Genomic DNA, 17,608 nt, shown 5'->3' with positions numbered 1-17,608 from the left:
TTGTTCCGTACAGATGATATCATTTGGTTAATACAAAGAAAGAAGTATTCCAATTTAAATATTTACCAAGATTACCCAAATAATAAACAATATTGGCATTGTAATGAAACATTATAATATTTTCCAGTATATTTATTTGACCATTTATAAAACTATATTGACATGAAACCGCAACTATTAAAAGTTTCAACTGGACCCGCCCACTCTTTCAGTGTAAGGCGAGATTTGGTTCCTTACATGAACAACAAGTGGCATTACCATCCTGAAGTTGAGCTTATACATCTAAAAAAAGGAGTGGGCACACAGTTTATCGGCGACAGCATCAGAAGTTTTAGATCGGGAGATATTATATTGGTAGGTGCGCATCTGGCACATTATTGGAGATTCGACGACGTATATTTCAATGAGCAATCTAAAGCTACGGCTGATGTACGTGTAGCCCACTTCAGCGAAAATTTCTGGGGTGAGCAATTCCTTGGTCTTCCAGAAAATAAAGCCATTAAAACACTACTCGAAAATAGTAGAAGAGGGCTACAGGTTAACGGAAAAATTAAACCTAAAGTTGCTGAGCTATTAGAACAAATGGTACCTGCTGATGGCACAAATCGAATTATCTTATTGTTGGAAGCACTAACACTAATTGCTAATTGCAACCAAATCGTAAAACTATCTTCCATCGGCTTTAAACAAGATTATGACGAATCAGAAAATATCAGAATTAACGCCATCTATGATTATACATTGAAAAATTTCAGGAGGAAAATACACTTAGAGGAAATTGCAGGTGTGGCTGTAATCAGTCCAAATTCATTCTGCAGATATTTTAAATCTAAAACCCGGAAAACATATTCAAGGTTTCTTACCGAGATTAAAGTCGGCCATGCCTGTAAGTTATTAATGGAAAATAAACTTAATATGAAACAGCTCTGTTACGAGAGCGGCTTTAATAATCTGGCAAGTTTTCACAAATATTTTAAGATTACTACTGGAAAAAGTCCGCTGAACTACCAGAAGGAGTTCATTTCAGGACATACCAATTAGTCTTAACTCTTTCATCACTGAGCAGTATTCCGCTTTAGTTAAATGGAAATTAAACGAACTTAGCGCAAAAAAAATGGCCTCCTGGCTAATGAGCTGAGAGACCATTTTTTAACTATTAAGAAACATTGTCTACATTATGGTGTTACGGATAATGCCGGCGCTAAAGATGCGCCAAAAACATGGATAATACCATTGGTAGCTACATACCCGGCACTTCTATCATTAGTTCTATTGTTGTGCACAATTGGCGCCAAATCGCTATTATTCAATAGTCTTAAATAGAAATTGCCACCCTCATCAAATCCTTTACCTTCATTAGCATAGCCCAGCATTGATGATTTTGACAAGATTGCACCGGTAGGTAAAAATGATTTCACTGTTTTATTAGTTGCATTTAAATTATCAAAATTATGTTTACCCTGCCCAATCAAGTATAAAAAATAGTTTCTTACATCTTCCTTAGGGTAATCGCTCCATTGGGTTGCAGGTTTGGTTATTGGCAGCCCGGTTGTAGGGTTAATACCTGTAACAATCGGAAAATCGAACCATAGTCCTGCTGTTGGGATATTAGGGTTTTTATTAGGTAATACTCTAATTGCGTCGTTGTGTAAAAAAAGAAAGGTACGATCTCCTTTTTCATACTCCGATAAATCAATACCTGCGTACTCAAGGCCTAATTTCATGTACTTAAAAACGGTGTCGTTTACGCCATTGGCCATTCCGGTACCTGTTGCTCTATCTTCCAGAAATTTTCTTGCAGAAACACCAATGTTCGGATCAAGCGTTTTCTTTTCATAATCGTAATCTTTTTGACGGTTTAAGCCAAACATCTTTTCGCAACCACTTTGGGTTATTGCAACCAGCAAGAGGATAATTGCTGGCAACATATTATTTTTAAAAATCTTCATTTTTCTTTTCTTTAAATTATTACTCACCATAACCTGGATTTTGCACCAATTTTTTATTGGCATTTAATACAGCTCTACTTATTGGCCAATATGCACGACGCACATCTACAAAACCATTTATATCATTGTTTCCTGCTCTAGTTTGGCGGTCTTTAAGTACAGGATCCATTACTTCTTTCACTTTATTGGTTCTTACCAAATCGAACCAGCGTTTACCTTCACCAATCAGCTCATACTGGCGCTCTTCGAGAATTGCATTTTCCATGGCTGCTTGCGTACTTACTTTAGGATCAGTCACTAAATATTCTTGCAGTGTTGCTCTTTTTCTGATATAGTTTAAATATCTCAGGGCATTTGACAAATCACCACTTCCGTTCAAAGCTTCTGCATAAAGCAGATACATATCAGACAACCGATACATGGTAAGGTAAACCGGTACCTGTTGGTTGTAAAATAGCGCAAGTGCTGCGGTTGAAGTCGTCGCCGTTGGATTGGTAGGACTTGCATAATATTTCAAGAAGCGATCTCTGTTGTTATTTGCAGGATTGGCAACCGTATATAAATCAAGCGTTTGCTTTGGTCTAATATCAGTATTGGGACGAACCGTTTGACTATGCGGGAAGAAATAATTAGTGTACAAAATTGGATCAACCTGAAACGTTTTATTGTTAGATGTCCACGAAGTTACGTTGCACGCACATCCATTCGCTACAAAGTCCCAGTGAAGCGACCAAATTGTTTCTGGGCTAGTACTAGGTGAAGTAAAGATGTTTTTCCAAGTTGCAGTAGGTTCTAAATTTACATCAGATACACCAGCATAAGCAGCGCCTTTCGGAGATCTGGCTTTAAAAAGATTTTTGATCCAGATAATGGCATTAGGATAATCCTTTTTCCACATATAAGCATCCGCCAATGCAGCACATATTGCACCCTCATTGATATTATATACTGCGGCAGTTTGGTTTTTTACAATCATCCCATAAGCCTTGGTTAAATCTTTAATGACTACTTCATCTAAAATTTTAGCCGCCGATTCTCGAGGACGTTGCGCATCCATGTTAACATCGTCATAGGGTTCTAACCAAATAGGCGCATCGCCCCAAACCCTTACAATGTAAAAATAACACATAGCACGCATGGCATAAGATTGTGCCAAATTCGCATCTACAACCACTGGCGTTACACTTAGATCTAAAGCCATTACCGGTGGTATATATTTAATATTGTTATTTGCCCTTGCAATAACCGTATAAAGCATACTCCAATCGGTATAGATATTATCTGGTGTGATGGCATTCAAGGCAATTTCTGAAACATGTGTTGTCGTGTAGTTTAAAAATCTATCGAAATTATCAGACCTATAGTCTCCCCAATAATGATAGCGATCTAAGTATTGTCCCTCGCCAACCATTGTTTGCTGAAATGCAGAATACATCCCTGCCATTGCTGCGTCTATATCATATTTCGATTTGTAAAATTTCTCTGCAGCCAACTGTGCAACTGGAGTTTCGGTAAGAAATTTTTTACAGCTGCCCATGGTTAAGAGCAACATCATCATGCAAGTATATTTTAATAATTTTATCATAACTCAATCTATAAACTAATGTTTAAACCTAAACCTAACTCTCTTCTCCTGGGATACTTTCCGGTATCATCTCCAGGTGTCAGCGGATTCGAAGTGCTAAATTCCGGATCATAGCCCCTATAGTTTGTCCATGTTAACAAATTAGTGCCATAAATAAATGCACTAACACCCCTTAGGTGAAGCTTTTTAGCAATCTCTCGATCCAAACCATAGGCTAGTCTCGTGCTTGCAAGTCTTATAAAAGTAGCATCTTCTAGGTACGCACTATTACCGTGTTGTTTTAAGCTACCTCGACTGTTACGAGTTGCATAATATGGATATTTAGCAATGTCACCTTGATTTTGCCAAGAGTTGTACAACACATCTGGGTGACCAGGACCTGTTGCTGATGGGTAGTTGGCATTGTACTGTAAGGTATTGTAGATTTGCCCACCTACAGAAGCATTAAATAAAATATTGAATGCAAATCTTTTATACGTAAAATTATTACCAAAGCCTACATTAAATTTGGGTTGTGCATTACCAATCACATGGCGATCACCATCATCAATTAAACTATCACGTTGTATATTTGCCCATTCTGTATCGCCCCCAATTAATTTACCTCCTGGATCATACATGTTGTGAACATTGCCACTATATGGCTGTCCATTAAAAGTGTACTGAGGTTTTCCGCCAACATACAATGGTTTGTTATCTGCACCCAAAACAACAGTTAGTTTATCCCAATTATCATTATAGGCATTTGATTCGTTCCATTGGTAAACACCTAAGTTCTTCCACCCGTAAAAATCTCCAATTCTACCGCCTTGTTGTACATACCATTTATTGCCGGCAATAAATGGTGCACCACCTGCAAGGTCTTTTATTTTCCCCCTTTCGAAATAAATGTTTGCATCTATACCCCATGAGAAATTCTTTTTAGCAATTGGAGTTCCTGAAACAGAAAGTTCAAGTCCTTTGTTTGCGATGGTACCAACGTTTACAATAACGTTAGTAAAACCAGTTTCTCTAACCAATTGTTGTGGATACAACAAATCTTTCGATTCTTTTTCATAAACCTCAGCAGTAAATGATAATCTTCCTTTAAGGAAAGTAAGGTCTATTCCCAAATTCTTTTGAACTCCGGTTTCCCATTTAATCAGATTATTACCTAATGTAGTACTATAAGCAGCTCCTCCAACACCATTATAACTCTCCCCAAAAAGTACCTTTGTAATTGAGCCATAATCGTCAATCTGGTCATTACCTACTCTACCATAGCTTGCCCGAAGTTTTGCGTCATCCAAAAACTTGTTAGACCAGGTCATGAAACTTTCAGCTGAAAAACGCCAAGCTAATGATCCCGAATAAAAAGACCCCCGTTTATTATCAACACCAAATCTTGATGACCCATCATTGCGATACACAGCACTTGCAATATATCTGCTCTTGTAATCGTAATTTACCCTAGCAAAAATTGCTTGATTTGTATTGGCCGTACCATTAGTAAACGTATTAGCTGCAATAATGTAAGCTGGTAGGGTTACTAAAAGCTCTTCGCTTACCGTATTCTGATACTCTGACCTAAATGTGTTTAATGTTCTACGAATAGCATTTGCTCCTAATGTTGCACTCACCGTATGATCTTTAAAGATTTGATTATAGTTGAAATAAGTTTGTGCCTCATACCTAAAACTTTTACGCATCTCATTTCTACCATTATTGACATTGCGAGCAGGGCCCCCTAAATATCTTGGTGAAAAGACAGTAATTTGTGGATTTTCAAAAGCTAAATTAAAAAGCGTAGTCCATTTGATATGTTTAGTAATATCATAGTCCACTTGATTATTAACCTGAGCCGAATGGGTTTCTGTTTTATTAATCTCATAAAGCGCATTAGCTAAAGGATTTCTTTTAGAGCCGATATAGCTCGTTAAGGTACCATCAGGATAATAAATTAATGAAAATGCAGGTCTGTCGAAAATAACGTTAATCGTTCTAGCAACCGGAACTTCATTTTTCATTTGATAATACAACGAAAGATTCGCAGTATACTTTAATTTAGGCATTGCCTGATAAGAGATATTTAATCTAGACTGCAATGATTTTGCATAACTATTCACAATAATAGATTTATCGTCGATATAATTTACGCTAGCATAAAAATTGAACGTTTTAGAAGCGCCTGATAAACTGGTATTTACCTGCTGCCTTTGTCCTGTATTACCCATCAATATATCTTGCAAATCATTATCGGCGTTAAAGGCTACATTTAGCGAATCTGTATTACCTCCGGCATTCGCATTGGCAGGGGTCTGCATTCTACGGAAAGCCCTTACTTCTGCAGAATTACTTTGTGGCAATTTATGAGCCAGCCTACCGAAAAGGCTCGTATATTGTACATCTAACTTTGCCTTACCCTCAGTACCCTTTTTGGTGGTAATTAAAATAACACCATTGGCTGCCTGTGCTCCGTAAATTGAAGCCGATGCTGCATCCTTTAAAACCTCGATGCTTGCCATATCTAAGGGGTTAATGTTTCTTCCATTGTCGGTAATTACCCCATCCACAACGTAAAGCGGTCCTGCCCCCCCATTTAGTGTAGTAACACCCCTAATTTGAATGGTACCTTCGGCCCCCGGAGCACCGTCAGTAGTAACTAATACTCCCGAAGCTTTTCCTTGCAACGCAGTAAGTAAATCCACTGGTTGCCTATCTTCAATGTCTTTTGCCGAAATTGAAGATACGGCTGATGCGAGGTCGCTTCTTTTCACTCTTCCGCCGAACCCTGTTACAACAACTTCATTTAAACTGCTTAAAGATTCAGTCATTACCACATTAATTATTGCAGTACTTACTGGCTTTTCTATGGTGGTAAAACCTATCAAACTAAACACCAAAATGGCACCTTTCGGCGCAGAAATGGTATATTTCCCTTCTCCATCAGTCACTACACCTCCAGTTTGGTTTTTTATTCGGATTGCAACGCCGGGTATAGCAACGTCGTTGGCATCTTTTACAGTTCCCGTAACCTTAGTTTGTGTTTGGCCCTGTGCAGACACATGAAGGTTGAGCACCGCGCATAGGATAGTGATTAATGCAAATCTGAACGCCATCACCTTCATAGGGAAAATCTTGGTAATTTTTCTTTTCATATTGGGTTAGCTTAAATTAATGGAAACTAAATCTGGATAGACAAGCTGAGTTGTAGGACGCCACACAAATAACAAGTTACCTGTTAACCGTCGATGACCATTTGGCCATGGATGAATTTCTGATTTCATACGCTGTAGTTTTATATTTGGTAGATGCAAGTAAATGATAAACCTAAAATTAATACGTATTAGAATTGGCGAATTATTCAACGATTTTGGCATCAGCGTTTTTAAAGTTCTGCTAGCAATACCAAAGGAAGTTTATACGACGATAGAAAACATTAAAGGGTGCCATAGCGGATATAGGCAAAAAACACACTTATCAAGCATGTTTTACCAATTTTAAGAGAAATAAATAATTAAACTTTTGGAGGGTCTATCAGAAAATTTCCCTGGAGCAAGTAATCGACTAATCTCTTGAGTGTCAAAATAGTTGAATTAATTGCATAATTTGATAGTGCAATATCTTAGTGTAAACAAGTACGGGTATGAATTTGCCAATGACAAAATTTCAAGAAATTCACGCTTCCAAATATTAAGGAGGGCTCGATTATAGAATTTAAGATTACCACCTCAATACAAGTTTATTTTATAAAAAACCATAGCAATTAATTATTGCTATGGTTTACTAACCAAATTCCTTATCCTAAACGCTTTTAATAATTAGGATTTTGAACAAGTTTTTTATTTGTTTGCACTTCTATAGCTGGGAAAGGCCATAAATAATCTCGATTTTTATTAAATACCTTTGTCTCAATGATACGCATATCGGCACGGTTGGTAACATTACTGTAATTCGGTGATCCGTTTGCATCAATTATTGGCGCATTTGCCAATAGACCTTTCGGTATTCTACCATAAGCTGGTCCTACTAAAACCTGTTCTGCAATTTTCCAACGGCGAATATCTGCCAAACGTAAGCCTTCCATGGCAAATTCATATTTACGCTCTTTGCGAACAATTGATCTTAATTGTGCCTGTGTTTTATTTGCGGTAATAGCTGGCATATTAACCGTGGCTCTTCTGCGTACTAAATTTATAGCATCATATACAGATTGATCGATCTGATCAAGTTCTATTTTAGCCTCGGCGTAAGTTAAAAGCACTTCCGCATAACGCATAAGAATAATGTTTATTTCAGAGTTCTGTAAATCAGTTCTATCAGTTTCATCACAATATTTCCTGAATACATATCCGGTAAATGTGGCAAATGCATGTGTTGCCTCCGTATTGGCTATTCTTACAGCTGGAGTAACATTGTAATTCCAAATCTGTAAACTATCTTTATGAGTTTCAAACTGATATCCAAATAATCGATCGCCTGGTACACCACAAGTATATGATAATCTGGGATCTCGGTTTGCAAACGGCTTTTGCGGATTGTACAAAGGAGAAGAATCGATTGACAATCCGTCTGTACACTCGTAAGAATCTATAAAACTCTGAAAAGGTACTTTATCACAAACCCCGCCCGGAAGCCTTGGAAGGAAGTACCTTGGCGTGGTATGCGTATTTACATTTTTGGCATATTGAAGTGAAAAGATAATTTCTTTCGACGTTTCACCTGAATACTTAAATAATTCGCCATAATTGGCATGAAGCGCATATTTGTTTAAATCCATTACTTGCTTAGCAGCTTGAGCAGCAACATCCCATTTTTCGTTATACAAAGCTGTCCTTGCTTTAATGGCGAGCGCTGCCCCTTTTGTTGCACGCCCATCATTTATTATGGCCTGATTAAGTGGTAAATCCTTTGCTGCTGCATCCATTTCATTGATTACAAAATCCGCAATTTCTGCTTTGGTACTTTTAGCAATCTGCGAATCATTGATTGTTAGTGTTGTAGTTACTAAAGGAACTCCGCCATACAAAGTGAGCAAATAACTATAATTCAGTGCTCTAATAAAGCGAGCTTCGGCAATAGACTGGTTGTAAACGGTTGATGGAATTTTATCCTTTAACTTAACAACATTATCCAAAAGAAAATTACATCGAGCTATTCCTTTGTAAGCTTCTCTAAATTTTACCAAAACAACTCCATTATTTGCATCTATAGTCCCTTTCCCAATGTCTTGAAGAGCGCCATTGGTTCGGTCCCAACAAATATCTGTGGTAGCGTCTATAAAAATATGCCATGGCACACGTAAATTCCCGAGGCCATAGTTCTGCTCCTGATAATTTAATTGGGAGTAACATCCCAACAAACCAATCTGTAATTCTTCTTGATTGGAATAAAATGATACAGACGATGGATTAAATGGTATTTTTTCTAGGTATTCGTCTTTACAGCCTCCAAATAGGGCCAAAAATAAACATCCAGCAACAGCTGAAATTAAATTTTTATTTATCATGATCTTAAAAATTAACATCTAAACCAAAATTATATACTTTAACTTGCGGATATATATTTCCTGTTCCTACAGGTGCCTCTACATCATATCCATCCCAAAATTTGTCGAACGTAAAAAGATTGCTTGCGTTTGCATAAATCCTAACACTTTTCAGTCCCATCTTTTTAATAACTTCGGGAGAAAATTTATAGCCAAGCTGAATATTTTTTAAACGCAGATAAGAAGCATCCTTAATCCAAAAGCTTGATGTCTTTTCATTATTAGATTCGCCAAAAGCTAAACGTGGAAATGCTGCATTTGTATTTTGAGGATTCCAATTGTCTTTATGCATCTCTTGAACAGTACCACCATTAAAGAACGGCATAACAGACTGCGCGTATAAATAACCATTGGCTTTGCCCACACCTTGCAAAAATATACCAAGATCTAGATTTTTGTAAGCTAAATTAATGTTTGCACTGTAGGTATATCTTGGTATGGTATTGCCAATAATAACATTATCTAAGTCGGTAATTTTATTATCGCCGTTTTGGTCTTTATATTTGATATCGCCAGCCTTTACTGCACCAAACTGAACCGGGCTTGCAGCAACTTCCGCATCAGAGGCAAAATAGCCTATCGCTTCAAAACCGTATAAAGAATTAATGGCATACCCCTCATTGCTTACCGTAATACCGGTACGGTTAACTCCTTTTAAGTCAGTAACTTTATTCTTCACATCAGAAAAGTTAATACCGATAGAGTATTTAAACTCCTTAACATTTCCCGCATAATTTAAACCTAGTTCCCATCCTTTGTTTTTTACAGTTCCTGCGTTTTGGAAAGGCGGTGCCTGGCCAGTAATAATTGGCACATCTAGTTTCAAAAGAATGTCTGTTGTGATACGCTCATAGTAATCAAATGTTATATTCAACTTCTTAAAAATTACCGCATCAAAACCAATATCTTTCATTTCTGTACTTTCCCAAGTTATATTACTGTTAGATGCATCATTAAGCGCCCCTACGGTATAAGTTTGGTTTCCAATAGAATAAGCTCCCAGCTGTATCAGTGAAATAGCTGGATAAGTCCCAATGTTTTGATTACCTAATTTACCCCACGATGCTCTAATCTTAAATTCTGGAATTCCAGATGATAAGGATTGAAAAAATTTCTCTTGAGACACTCGCCAACCTGCAGAAACAGACGGAAAGAATCCGTAACGTTTTCCTTGAGCAAATCTTGAAGAACCATCATATCTACCGTTAACTTCAAGAAGATAGCGTTCATCAAAATTATAATTAAACCTTCCAAAAACAGACTGAAGCGCCCATTCAGATTTAGATCCATTATTTAATTGTGTTGCAGAAGAACCTGTTCCTAATACCGGGTAATCTGGAAAGATAAAGGTTGTTCTAGATGCTGTAAGATTATTATTGGTATAATCTTCTCTAGAAGCTCCAGCTAATAGTTTAAAATTATGTTTACTAAGCGCTTTTGTTGCAGTTAAAGTTCCGCGAAAATTATTATAAAGGCTCCTGCTGTTTGTCACATCTAGAGATGCTAGTGCAGGAGAAGTGAAGGCAACTGTGCCGTCTGCCTTGTAAGTTTTGATGGCTGTTACAAAGACATCCTCATCTGCTTGGTCATAGCGTGGAGCAACTGTTATGTCTGCTTGCAACCAGTTAAACGGCTTGTAACTTAATGTAGCATTCAGCAACAGACCAGGATTACTTATTTTAGATAATCCACCATTTGGTCCGCTATAGGCTATTGGATTATTTCCATTTGAGCCCTCGCCGTAATTTCCATTTGAAAATACGCCAGCAAAAATAGGCGCAATTCTGTTCATCTGGTTAAAAACCGAATTGCTTCCACGACCAGGCTCTTTGGTAATTCTATTATTAATCTGCACATCAATGCTCATGTTCAGTTTATCAGAGAATTTCATATCTGCATTATTGCGGATTGTAAATCTTCTAAAATTAGAAGTTTCTAATAACCCCGCTTGATCGAAATATCCAAATGAAGTTAAAAATCTTACTTTTTCACCGCCCCCATTAATTGTTACAAAGTGGTTTTGCATAAAGCCAGAACCCGTAAGCACTTCCTTTTGCCAATCCGTATCAGGATACAAATCAGGATTAGTTCTGTTTCGGGTATTTTCTATTACAGCGTTACTAAACAGTGGTGCTCGATCTGTATTGGTATAAGCAAGGTTGGTCAAATTCATATGATCAACTGCATTAACAAGATCAGGCAAATTGGTTAGCTTCTGAACACCTGCATATGAATTGTAACTTACTGTTAGCTGTTTAGATTTTGCTCTTTTTGTTGTCACTAAAATCACCCCATTAGCAGCTCTAGAGCCATAAATAGACGCTGAGGCAGCATCTTTCAAAATTGATACTGATTCAATAATATTTGGATCGATATTATTTAATGAGCCTTCAACATTGTCGATAAGTACAAGTGGATTTGCATCATTTAGCGTGCCTATTCCACGTATTCTAATTGTTCCAGCATCACCACCAGGACGGCCTGAGTTTTGTGTAACCGTAACTCCAGGTGCTAAGCCCTGTAATGCTGCAGACGTTTGTCCCACAGGTCGCATGGTTAAATCCTTTGATGAAACAACTGATACTGCACCAGTTAAATTAACTTTCTTTTGTGTGCCATAACCTACAACAACAACTTCACCTAACACCTGATTATCGGCAACCAAAGATACATTTAGGTTAGTTCTGCCTTCCAATGGCACTTCCAATTGTTTATAGCCAATGTAGCTGAAAATTAGGGTGTCGGTTGGTTTACTAACCTGTATTTTATATTTTCCGTCGATATCCGACACAGTTGTGATAGTACTAGCTTTTAGCTTTACGCCAACACGGGGTAAAATTTCGCCTTTTTCATCTTTTACAGTTCCCGTAACAACCGTTTGGGCATAGCTAAAGCTACTGGTAAAAAGCAGGAGGAAGCACAAATAATGCCATTTGCCTTTTAAGAATTTTGGTAAAAATAGGTTCATAATAAGTGGTTTGATTTTAATCTTATTTATTCAGGATGGTAAATTCACAAATGAGGGGTGTGTATGGAGGCATTTTAAACTTGTCTCCAGTGGCGTTATAAGCTAAATGAGATGGAATGATGACTTTCGTCTTAATCCCTTTGGGAGCAAGAGTGAGCGCTTCTTTAAGTCCGATGAAGCGAGACTGGTCTGGCCTAATCTTCTCATATCGTGTAAGGTACGCTAAACCATCTAATGAGGTTACTGTATAACTTATGTACAATTCTTTTCCTGTATTATTTACAGTTTTTAAATCAGCTGGGTACAACAACCCTGTCGATGTAGCTTTATAATTCATCTTGTTAAAAGCTAAATACCTTTTGATTTTCTCAGGCTCATCTTTTTTCCGTTTTAGTTTTGCTTCATTTTCATAGGCTTGTACCCTCTGGAGATAACCGCTATCAGTTTTTCCATTTTGATTGATTACTTTATGGATACGCAATGTATACAGCATGTATTTTGAGGTATCTTTTGCAAGTAGTGGAGAGTTGTTAAATTTTTTAATAGAATCGAGGCTAACTTTAACTAGAGCACTATCACCTTCGCTTAGATACTTAAAAGCATCCTGAAGATCGCCTTGAAATTTGATATTTGTTGCGTAAACTGTTGTAAGTTGCGGATCGAATTTCCCAGTACCTGCAAGTAATTTACCATTCCCTGTAGCCTCACTGTAGGTAATATACACTGTTGCCAATTTCCCAATTACCGGACCACTAATGTCTTCCACAATTTGGTATTCCAATGCCCCATTGCCTTTTTTAAAACCAGGCTTTGAACACCCGGTTAAGCTCAAAACAATCAATACCAAAAAACAAGTAGGTATATTTTTCATACAAATAAGTTTGATGGCTGATTCAGAAACTAGTGAACCAGCCATTAAGTAATATTAGTTATACATGCTAACAGTAAACTTACTGTCTTTGTCAGTTTCTTCCACATTAGGACCTGGTAAAGGCTGGATGGTACGAACCTCTATTGTACCTGCTGTTTTGTTAAATTTCATGATGCGCATAAAACCATCACCGCCTTTTGTGGCAGTATTATTAGGCACATCAACACCATTGACATCAGCTACCTCTCTACCTTGGTAATCAGCTAAGAAAGTTTTCACAACATGACCAGAATATACATCTCTGCGATAGCCTTCTCCCGTTCTGTGACCAGAAAGCATCATAAATACTGTAGGATGTGCTTGGGCAAATGCTGAAATAATATTTCCCTGAGCAGTATATGGTGCCTGAGGGTTGTCTGTTGCCAAGCCAGCCTTTGCGCCATGCGTTCCATTTATCCCACCCGAAGGAGCTACTATGCTGTGACTAACAATAATCACTTTTGCATCTAGATTAGCTTGAATTACATTGTCTGCCCAAGCAAAAACATTACTTTCTATGGTTGAACTGTATGGCGATTGACCGGCGATCTCTATACATCCACCACTACCATTGGGCATAAAACCATTGTTTGGTTCATTAAACTCTATGTAAATGACTACATATTTTTGTCCAAACACAGTAAATTTATCCCAATGGTTATCGTTATTGTCTGACCCTACAGTAGTAAAGTTACCACCGTACCATGTTTTTCCGGTAAAACGGGTTTTACTATAATAGTAACCATAACCATTATTTGTAGCCCCAGACCCAGGATCACCATTACACCATTGATCATGGTTGCCAACAGCAAGGCCGTAAGGCAAGTCTGCATTATGCAATCTCTTAATTTGGCTATCTGCATTTTGCCATTCATAAAAATGACCAGGCTTGTCGCCATTATCGGTAATATCTCCTACATGAGCAACATACTGGATATTCAAACTTGCTCTATTAGCTAATATCCAATCTATTTGATTTGTAAACATGTTCATGGTACCGTTGTGTGAACCCCCAGGATCAGTATAATACTGCGTATCGGGAATAACAGCGATATAAAATGTTTCATCTACCGCTGTTGTTTCGTTTGCAGCTGTTGCAGCTAATAGATTGCTTTCAGAATCAGTTTTAATGAGGCCTTGACTATTTTTTTTACAGCTGAATGCGATTAGCAGCAACATTACAAATAACCCCTTTCTCGAAAGATGTGTATGGGATCCGTACCAAAACATGTTTTGGTCAATTCGTTCAAAAATTTTCATTTTAATTGGTTTAGTTTAATATTTATATTGATTATGGATTTAACCTCTATCCTTTAGTATTACACGAAACCAACCTTTTTACCCAAACTATTGCATCCTTAAGGTCGCTTTCATATTTTATTTTTAATCTTATAGAATCTCTATAGATTAATTTTTAATAAAGTAAAATAAATAAATAATAACTTTTTTACTTCATATCAAAACTAAATAAAATATTTTTAAAAGCAAATAAAATTAAAATAAACATTTTTTAAGTGGAGAAACATCACAAAAAGAAGCCAAAATGAACAAAAACAGCTTACAAAAGACTTTTGCAACCATATTTTCATATTAACACAATGTTAAACTTATGTAACGAAATTAAAGCTTTAAAAAAACAACGGAATAAAACTCAATATCAGTAATCTCTTAAGAGCTCAACATCTTGGCTTCATAGGTTCGAATTTATAACCCCACCTGTTTTAGGAGAAACCTCTAACGTAGTTAGAATAGATAATTCAAATCATGAAATTTTAAATTAAAACTAACCCAAATACATTTAAAAATATTTTATTTATTTTTTATTTGATTTAATTTTGTTTTAAAACATTTATTTTGTTGATTTGATAATACATATAATACATTAAGTTAATATGATATCCCTAGTTTAACCAAATATAAAACTCAATGACAAAAACACTAGCTCCAGAAAAAAGAAGATGGCTCATTATTGCAGTTATTTTTCTGGCAATCGTTTTTAATTATTTCGACAGGCAAATTGTATCCATTCTAAAACCAATCATTAAAAAAGAATACAACCTTGGTGATGACGGATACGCATTCATTCTAAACATTTTTACCATTTGTTATGCCCTTATGTATCCGGTAACCGGATGGCTAGTTGATAGATTTGGATCAAGATTGACCATGTTTTTTGGTATCATCGGCTGGTCATTAGCCTCTATAGGCGGAGGAATTTCGAAAACAGTAGGTCAATTTTCATTCTTCAGAGGCATGTTAGGCGCAGCCGAGCCTACTAATTTTCCAGCTCAATTAAGAGTTGTTACTATCTGGTTTCCTGGAAAATTAAGAGCAACCGCAAACAGTCTTTGTGTAGCAGGAAGTTCTATTGGTGCCATTATTGCACCGCCATTGGTGGCTTGGCTTGCCATCAAATATGATTGGCATACGGTATTTATTGTTGCTGGTGTTGTTGGCTTAATTATAGCCTTAATGTGGATTTTAATTTATATCGATCCGCCAGCAAATATTTTAGAAGAAGCAACCGGCAGATCTGCAGCTGTGGAAAGAGAAGGTTTTAGCTGGGGCCAGTTATGGAAAACCAAAAGTTTATGGGGTATCCTATTGATCCGATTTGTAACAGATCCAGTTTGGTACTTCTGCCTATTTTGGCTTCCAGGGTATTTGCAAGAACAATCTGGTTTATCATTAAAAGAAATGGGGCTATATGGATGGATACCGTTTTTAGTGGCAGATTTAGGCGCAATAGGCACTTCGGCATGGTCTGATTATATGGTAAGAAAAGGAAGACAACCCTTGAATGCCAGAAAAATAATGCTTAGTGCCGTTGCTGTACTTTCTCCTCTATGCATTTTAACCCCATATCTGCCTTCAGCATTTTCTACTTTATTGATTTTTAGTGTAGTTGCTATCGCATGTTTAAGCTGGCTATTTACAATTAGCGTGGTAGTTGCTGAAGCATTTCCGAGCAGAAACGTTGCCAGTGTATTAGGCATAGCAGGTGGTTTTGGAGCTGTTGGAGCTGTATGCTTCAATTATTTTGTAGGTCAATTTATGGGTAAGGTTGGTGCCGAACAAATTTTTACCGCCATGGCATTTTTACACCCAATAGGAGTTATCATTTTATGGACGATGATTAAACCGGAAAAACCTAAAACAACAAGTAATTAAAAATAAAAAAGACGTTATATCATTATAGTTATGAAACCATCATGATTTTGCTAAATAAATCATGAAAGCTTCATCACAATTAAAAACAAATCAATACAGATGAAAATTGAAATGCAAAAAATAACAGAAGCAGCTAAAGAATTACCAGTACGCGCCAATGTAGATGTACTGGTGGTAGGCGGAGGCCCTGCAGGCTTAATTGCAGCACAAGCGGCAGTGGAAGATGGATTAAGAGTGATGTTAATTGACAGCCGTAGTTTTGTGGGCGGCAACATGACTATCGGCTTGCCTATTTTAGGCTTTTTAGGGCAAAAAGGAAATCAGATTATTAAAGGTATTCCGCAGAAATTTATTGATAGACTTAAAGCAAAAAACGCAGCAAGTGAGCATCGCCCCTGCCCTTTACATATGAGCCTAACTTTGGTAGAACCTGAGGCCGTAAAAAATGTAGGATTAGAGATGCTGATTGAAAGCGGTGTTGAAGTAATGCTATATGTATTTTTTGCCGGTGTAATCAAAGAAGGCAATGCCGTTAAGGGGGTAATTATAGAAAGTAAATCTGGCAGAGAAGTTATATTAGCCAAAACAGTTATAGATTGTACAGGTGATGCAGATGTAGCTTATCGTGCAGGAGTAACTTGCGAACAAGGCAATGATATTGGCGGTGTACAGCCCCCAACTTTGATGTTTGCATTGGGTGGAGTTGATACCGAAAAATTACGCTTAAGCATTGCTGAAGAACCACGTACCTATTTGACAGATTTTATCCCTAACGAATATTTTGGACAAAACAATCAATTTATTGTAGTTGGCCTACGTTCATTGATTCAAAAAGCTACTGAAGATGGATTAAAACTACCTACAGAGCGAACCATTGTAATTACAGGATTAAGAGAGGGAGAAGTTTGGGTAAATATGACTAGGGTAAATGGATTAGACGGAACAGACCCTGCAGGTTTAACTTGGGGCGAGGCCGAAGGCAGAAGACAGATACATGATATACAAAAATATTTAATTGATTATGTGCCTGGTTTTGAAAATGCTTATTTTACCAAGATGGCACCTTTTATTGGCATCAGAGAAACTCGTAGAATTGTAGGTAAATATATAATGACTGCCGCCGATATTTTAGGTTGCCAAAGATTTGACGATGCAATTGCAGTTGCTAGTTACCCTTTAGATCTTCACCATCCTCAGGGTGGCGGTTGTACTTTAGAGTGGTGTGGAGATTGCTACGACATCCCGTATCGCTCATTAATCCCTGAAAACATAGAAAATTTAATTGTTGCTGGAAGATGTATTTCTACCACACACGAGGCCATGTCGGCAATACGTGTAATGGCGCCTTGTATGGCCATGGGGGAAGCCGCCGGTAGAGCAGCAAAATTAGCTATTCGTACTGGTGTAGCTCCTTCTCAGTTAGATATATCTAAACTTCGGGAAGAGCTGATAGAAAAAGGAGCCTTTTTAAATCCGGTTGCATTAGTAGAATCTTAAG

At 37.2% G+C, this 17,608-nt stretch carries 10 protein-coding genes; 3 read left to right on the top strand and 7 right to left on the bottom strand.

The genetic code is table 11. The annotated features are described in order from the left end of the window. The first annotated feature begins 162 nt into the window (after positions 1–162). The gene (locus BM207_RS04770; RefSeq protein WP_090992418.1) at positions 163–1,041 is read left to right on the top strand and encodes an AraC family transcriptional regulator; all 879 of its coding nucleotides are present in this window, start codon (positions 163–165) and stop codon (positions 1,039–1,041) included. 134 nt (positions 1,042–1,175) lie between these two features. On the opposite strand, the gene BM207_RS04765 is transcribed toward BM207_RS04770, so the two are convergent. The 7 genes from BM207_RS04765 to BM207_RS04735 all read right to left on the bottom strand — a co-directional run bounded on the left by BM207_RS04765 (position 1,176) and on the right by BM207_RS04735 (position 14,199). Further along, complete coding sequence (locus BM207_RS04765) at positions 1,176–1,949, bottom strand: hypothetical protein (RefSeq protein WP_143095916.1); 774 nt, start codon at positions 1,947–1,949, stop codon at positions 1,176–1,178. A 19-nt stretch (positions 1,950–1,968) separates the two neighbouring features. Next, positions 1,969–3,534, bottom strand: a complete 1,566-nt coding sequence (locus tag BM207_RS04760; protein ID WP_090992416.1) for a RagB/SusD family nutrient uptake outer membrane protein — start codon at positions 3,532–3,534, stop codon at positions 1,969–1,971. A gap of 8 nt (positions 3,535–3,542) precedes the next feature. After that, positions 3,543–6,671, bottom strand: a complete 3,129-nt coding sequence (locus tag BM207_RS04755) for a SusC/RagA family TonB-linked outer membrane protein (RefSeq protein WP_090992415.1) — start codon at positions 6,669–6,671, stop codon at positions 3,543–3,545. 656 nt (positions 6,672–7,327) lie between these two features. Further along, the gene (locus tag BM207_RS04750) at positions 7,328–9,022 is read right to left on the bottom strand and encodes a RagB/SusD family nutrient uptake outer membrane protein (RefSeq protein WP_177217052.1); all 1,695 of its coding nucleotides are present in this window, start codon (positions 9,020–9,022) and stop codon (positions 7,328–7,330) included. 4 nt (positions 9,023–9,026) lie between these two features. After that, entirely contained in the window at positions 9,027–12,029 is a 3,003-nt protein-coding gene (locus tag BM207_RS04745) for a SusC/RagA family TonB-linked outer membrane protein (RefSeq protein WP_090992413.1), read from the bottom strand. Between the two features lie 22 nt (positions 12,030–12,051). Then, positions 12,052–12,900 carry an FKBP-type peptidyl-prolyl cis-trans isomerase gene (locus tag BM207_RS04740; protein ID WP_143095915.1) on the bottom strand — a complete coding sequence of 283 codons (849 nt, stop codon included), beginning with the start codon at positions 12,898–12,900 and terminating at the stop codon, positions 12,052–12,054. A 54-nt stretch (positions 12,901–12,954) separates the two neighbouring features. Continuing rightward, positions 12,955–14,199, bottom strand: coding sequence for a metallophosphoesterase (locus BM207_RS04735; protein ID WP_090992411.1), 1,245 nt, complete (start codon positions 14,197–14,199; stop codon positions 12,955–12,957). A gap of 666 nt (positions 14,200–14,865) precedes the next feature. On the opposite strand from BM207_RS04735, the gene BM207_RS04730 reads away from it, so the two are divergent. Then, positions 14,866–16,110 carry an MFS transporter gene (locus tag BM207_RS04730; RefSeq protein ID WP_090992410.1) on the top strand — a complete coding sequence of 415 codons (1,245 nt, stop codon included), beginning with the start codon at positions 14,866–14,868 and terminating at the stop codon, positions 16,108–16,110. A 99-nt stretch (positions 16,111–16,209) separates the two neighbouring features. Then, positions 16,210–17,607 (top strand): FAD-dependent oxidoreductase, encoded by a 1,398-nt coding sequence (locus tag BM207_RS04725; protein WP_245768024.1) that lies wholly within the window; start codon positions 16,210–16,212, stop codon positions 17,605–17,607. Position 17,608: the final 1 nt, after the last annotated feature.

This window comes from Pedobacter insulae (assembly GCF_900113525.1).
In the GTDB taxonomy this organism is placed as follows: domain Bacteria; phylum Bacteroidota; class Bacteroidia; order Sphingobacteriales; family Sphingobacteriaceae; genus Pedobacter; species Pedobacter insulae.
Note: the sequence above shows the minus strand (reverse complement) of the source record. Positions and strands in the feature narration are given on the sequence as shown.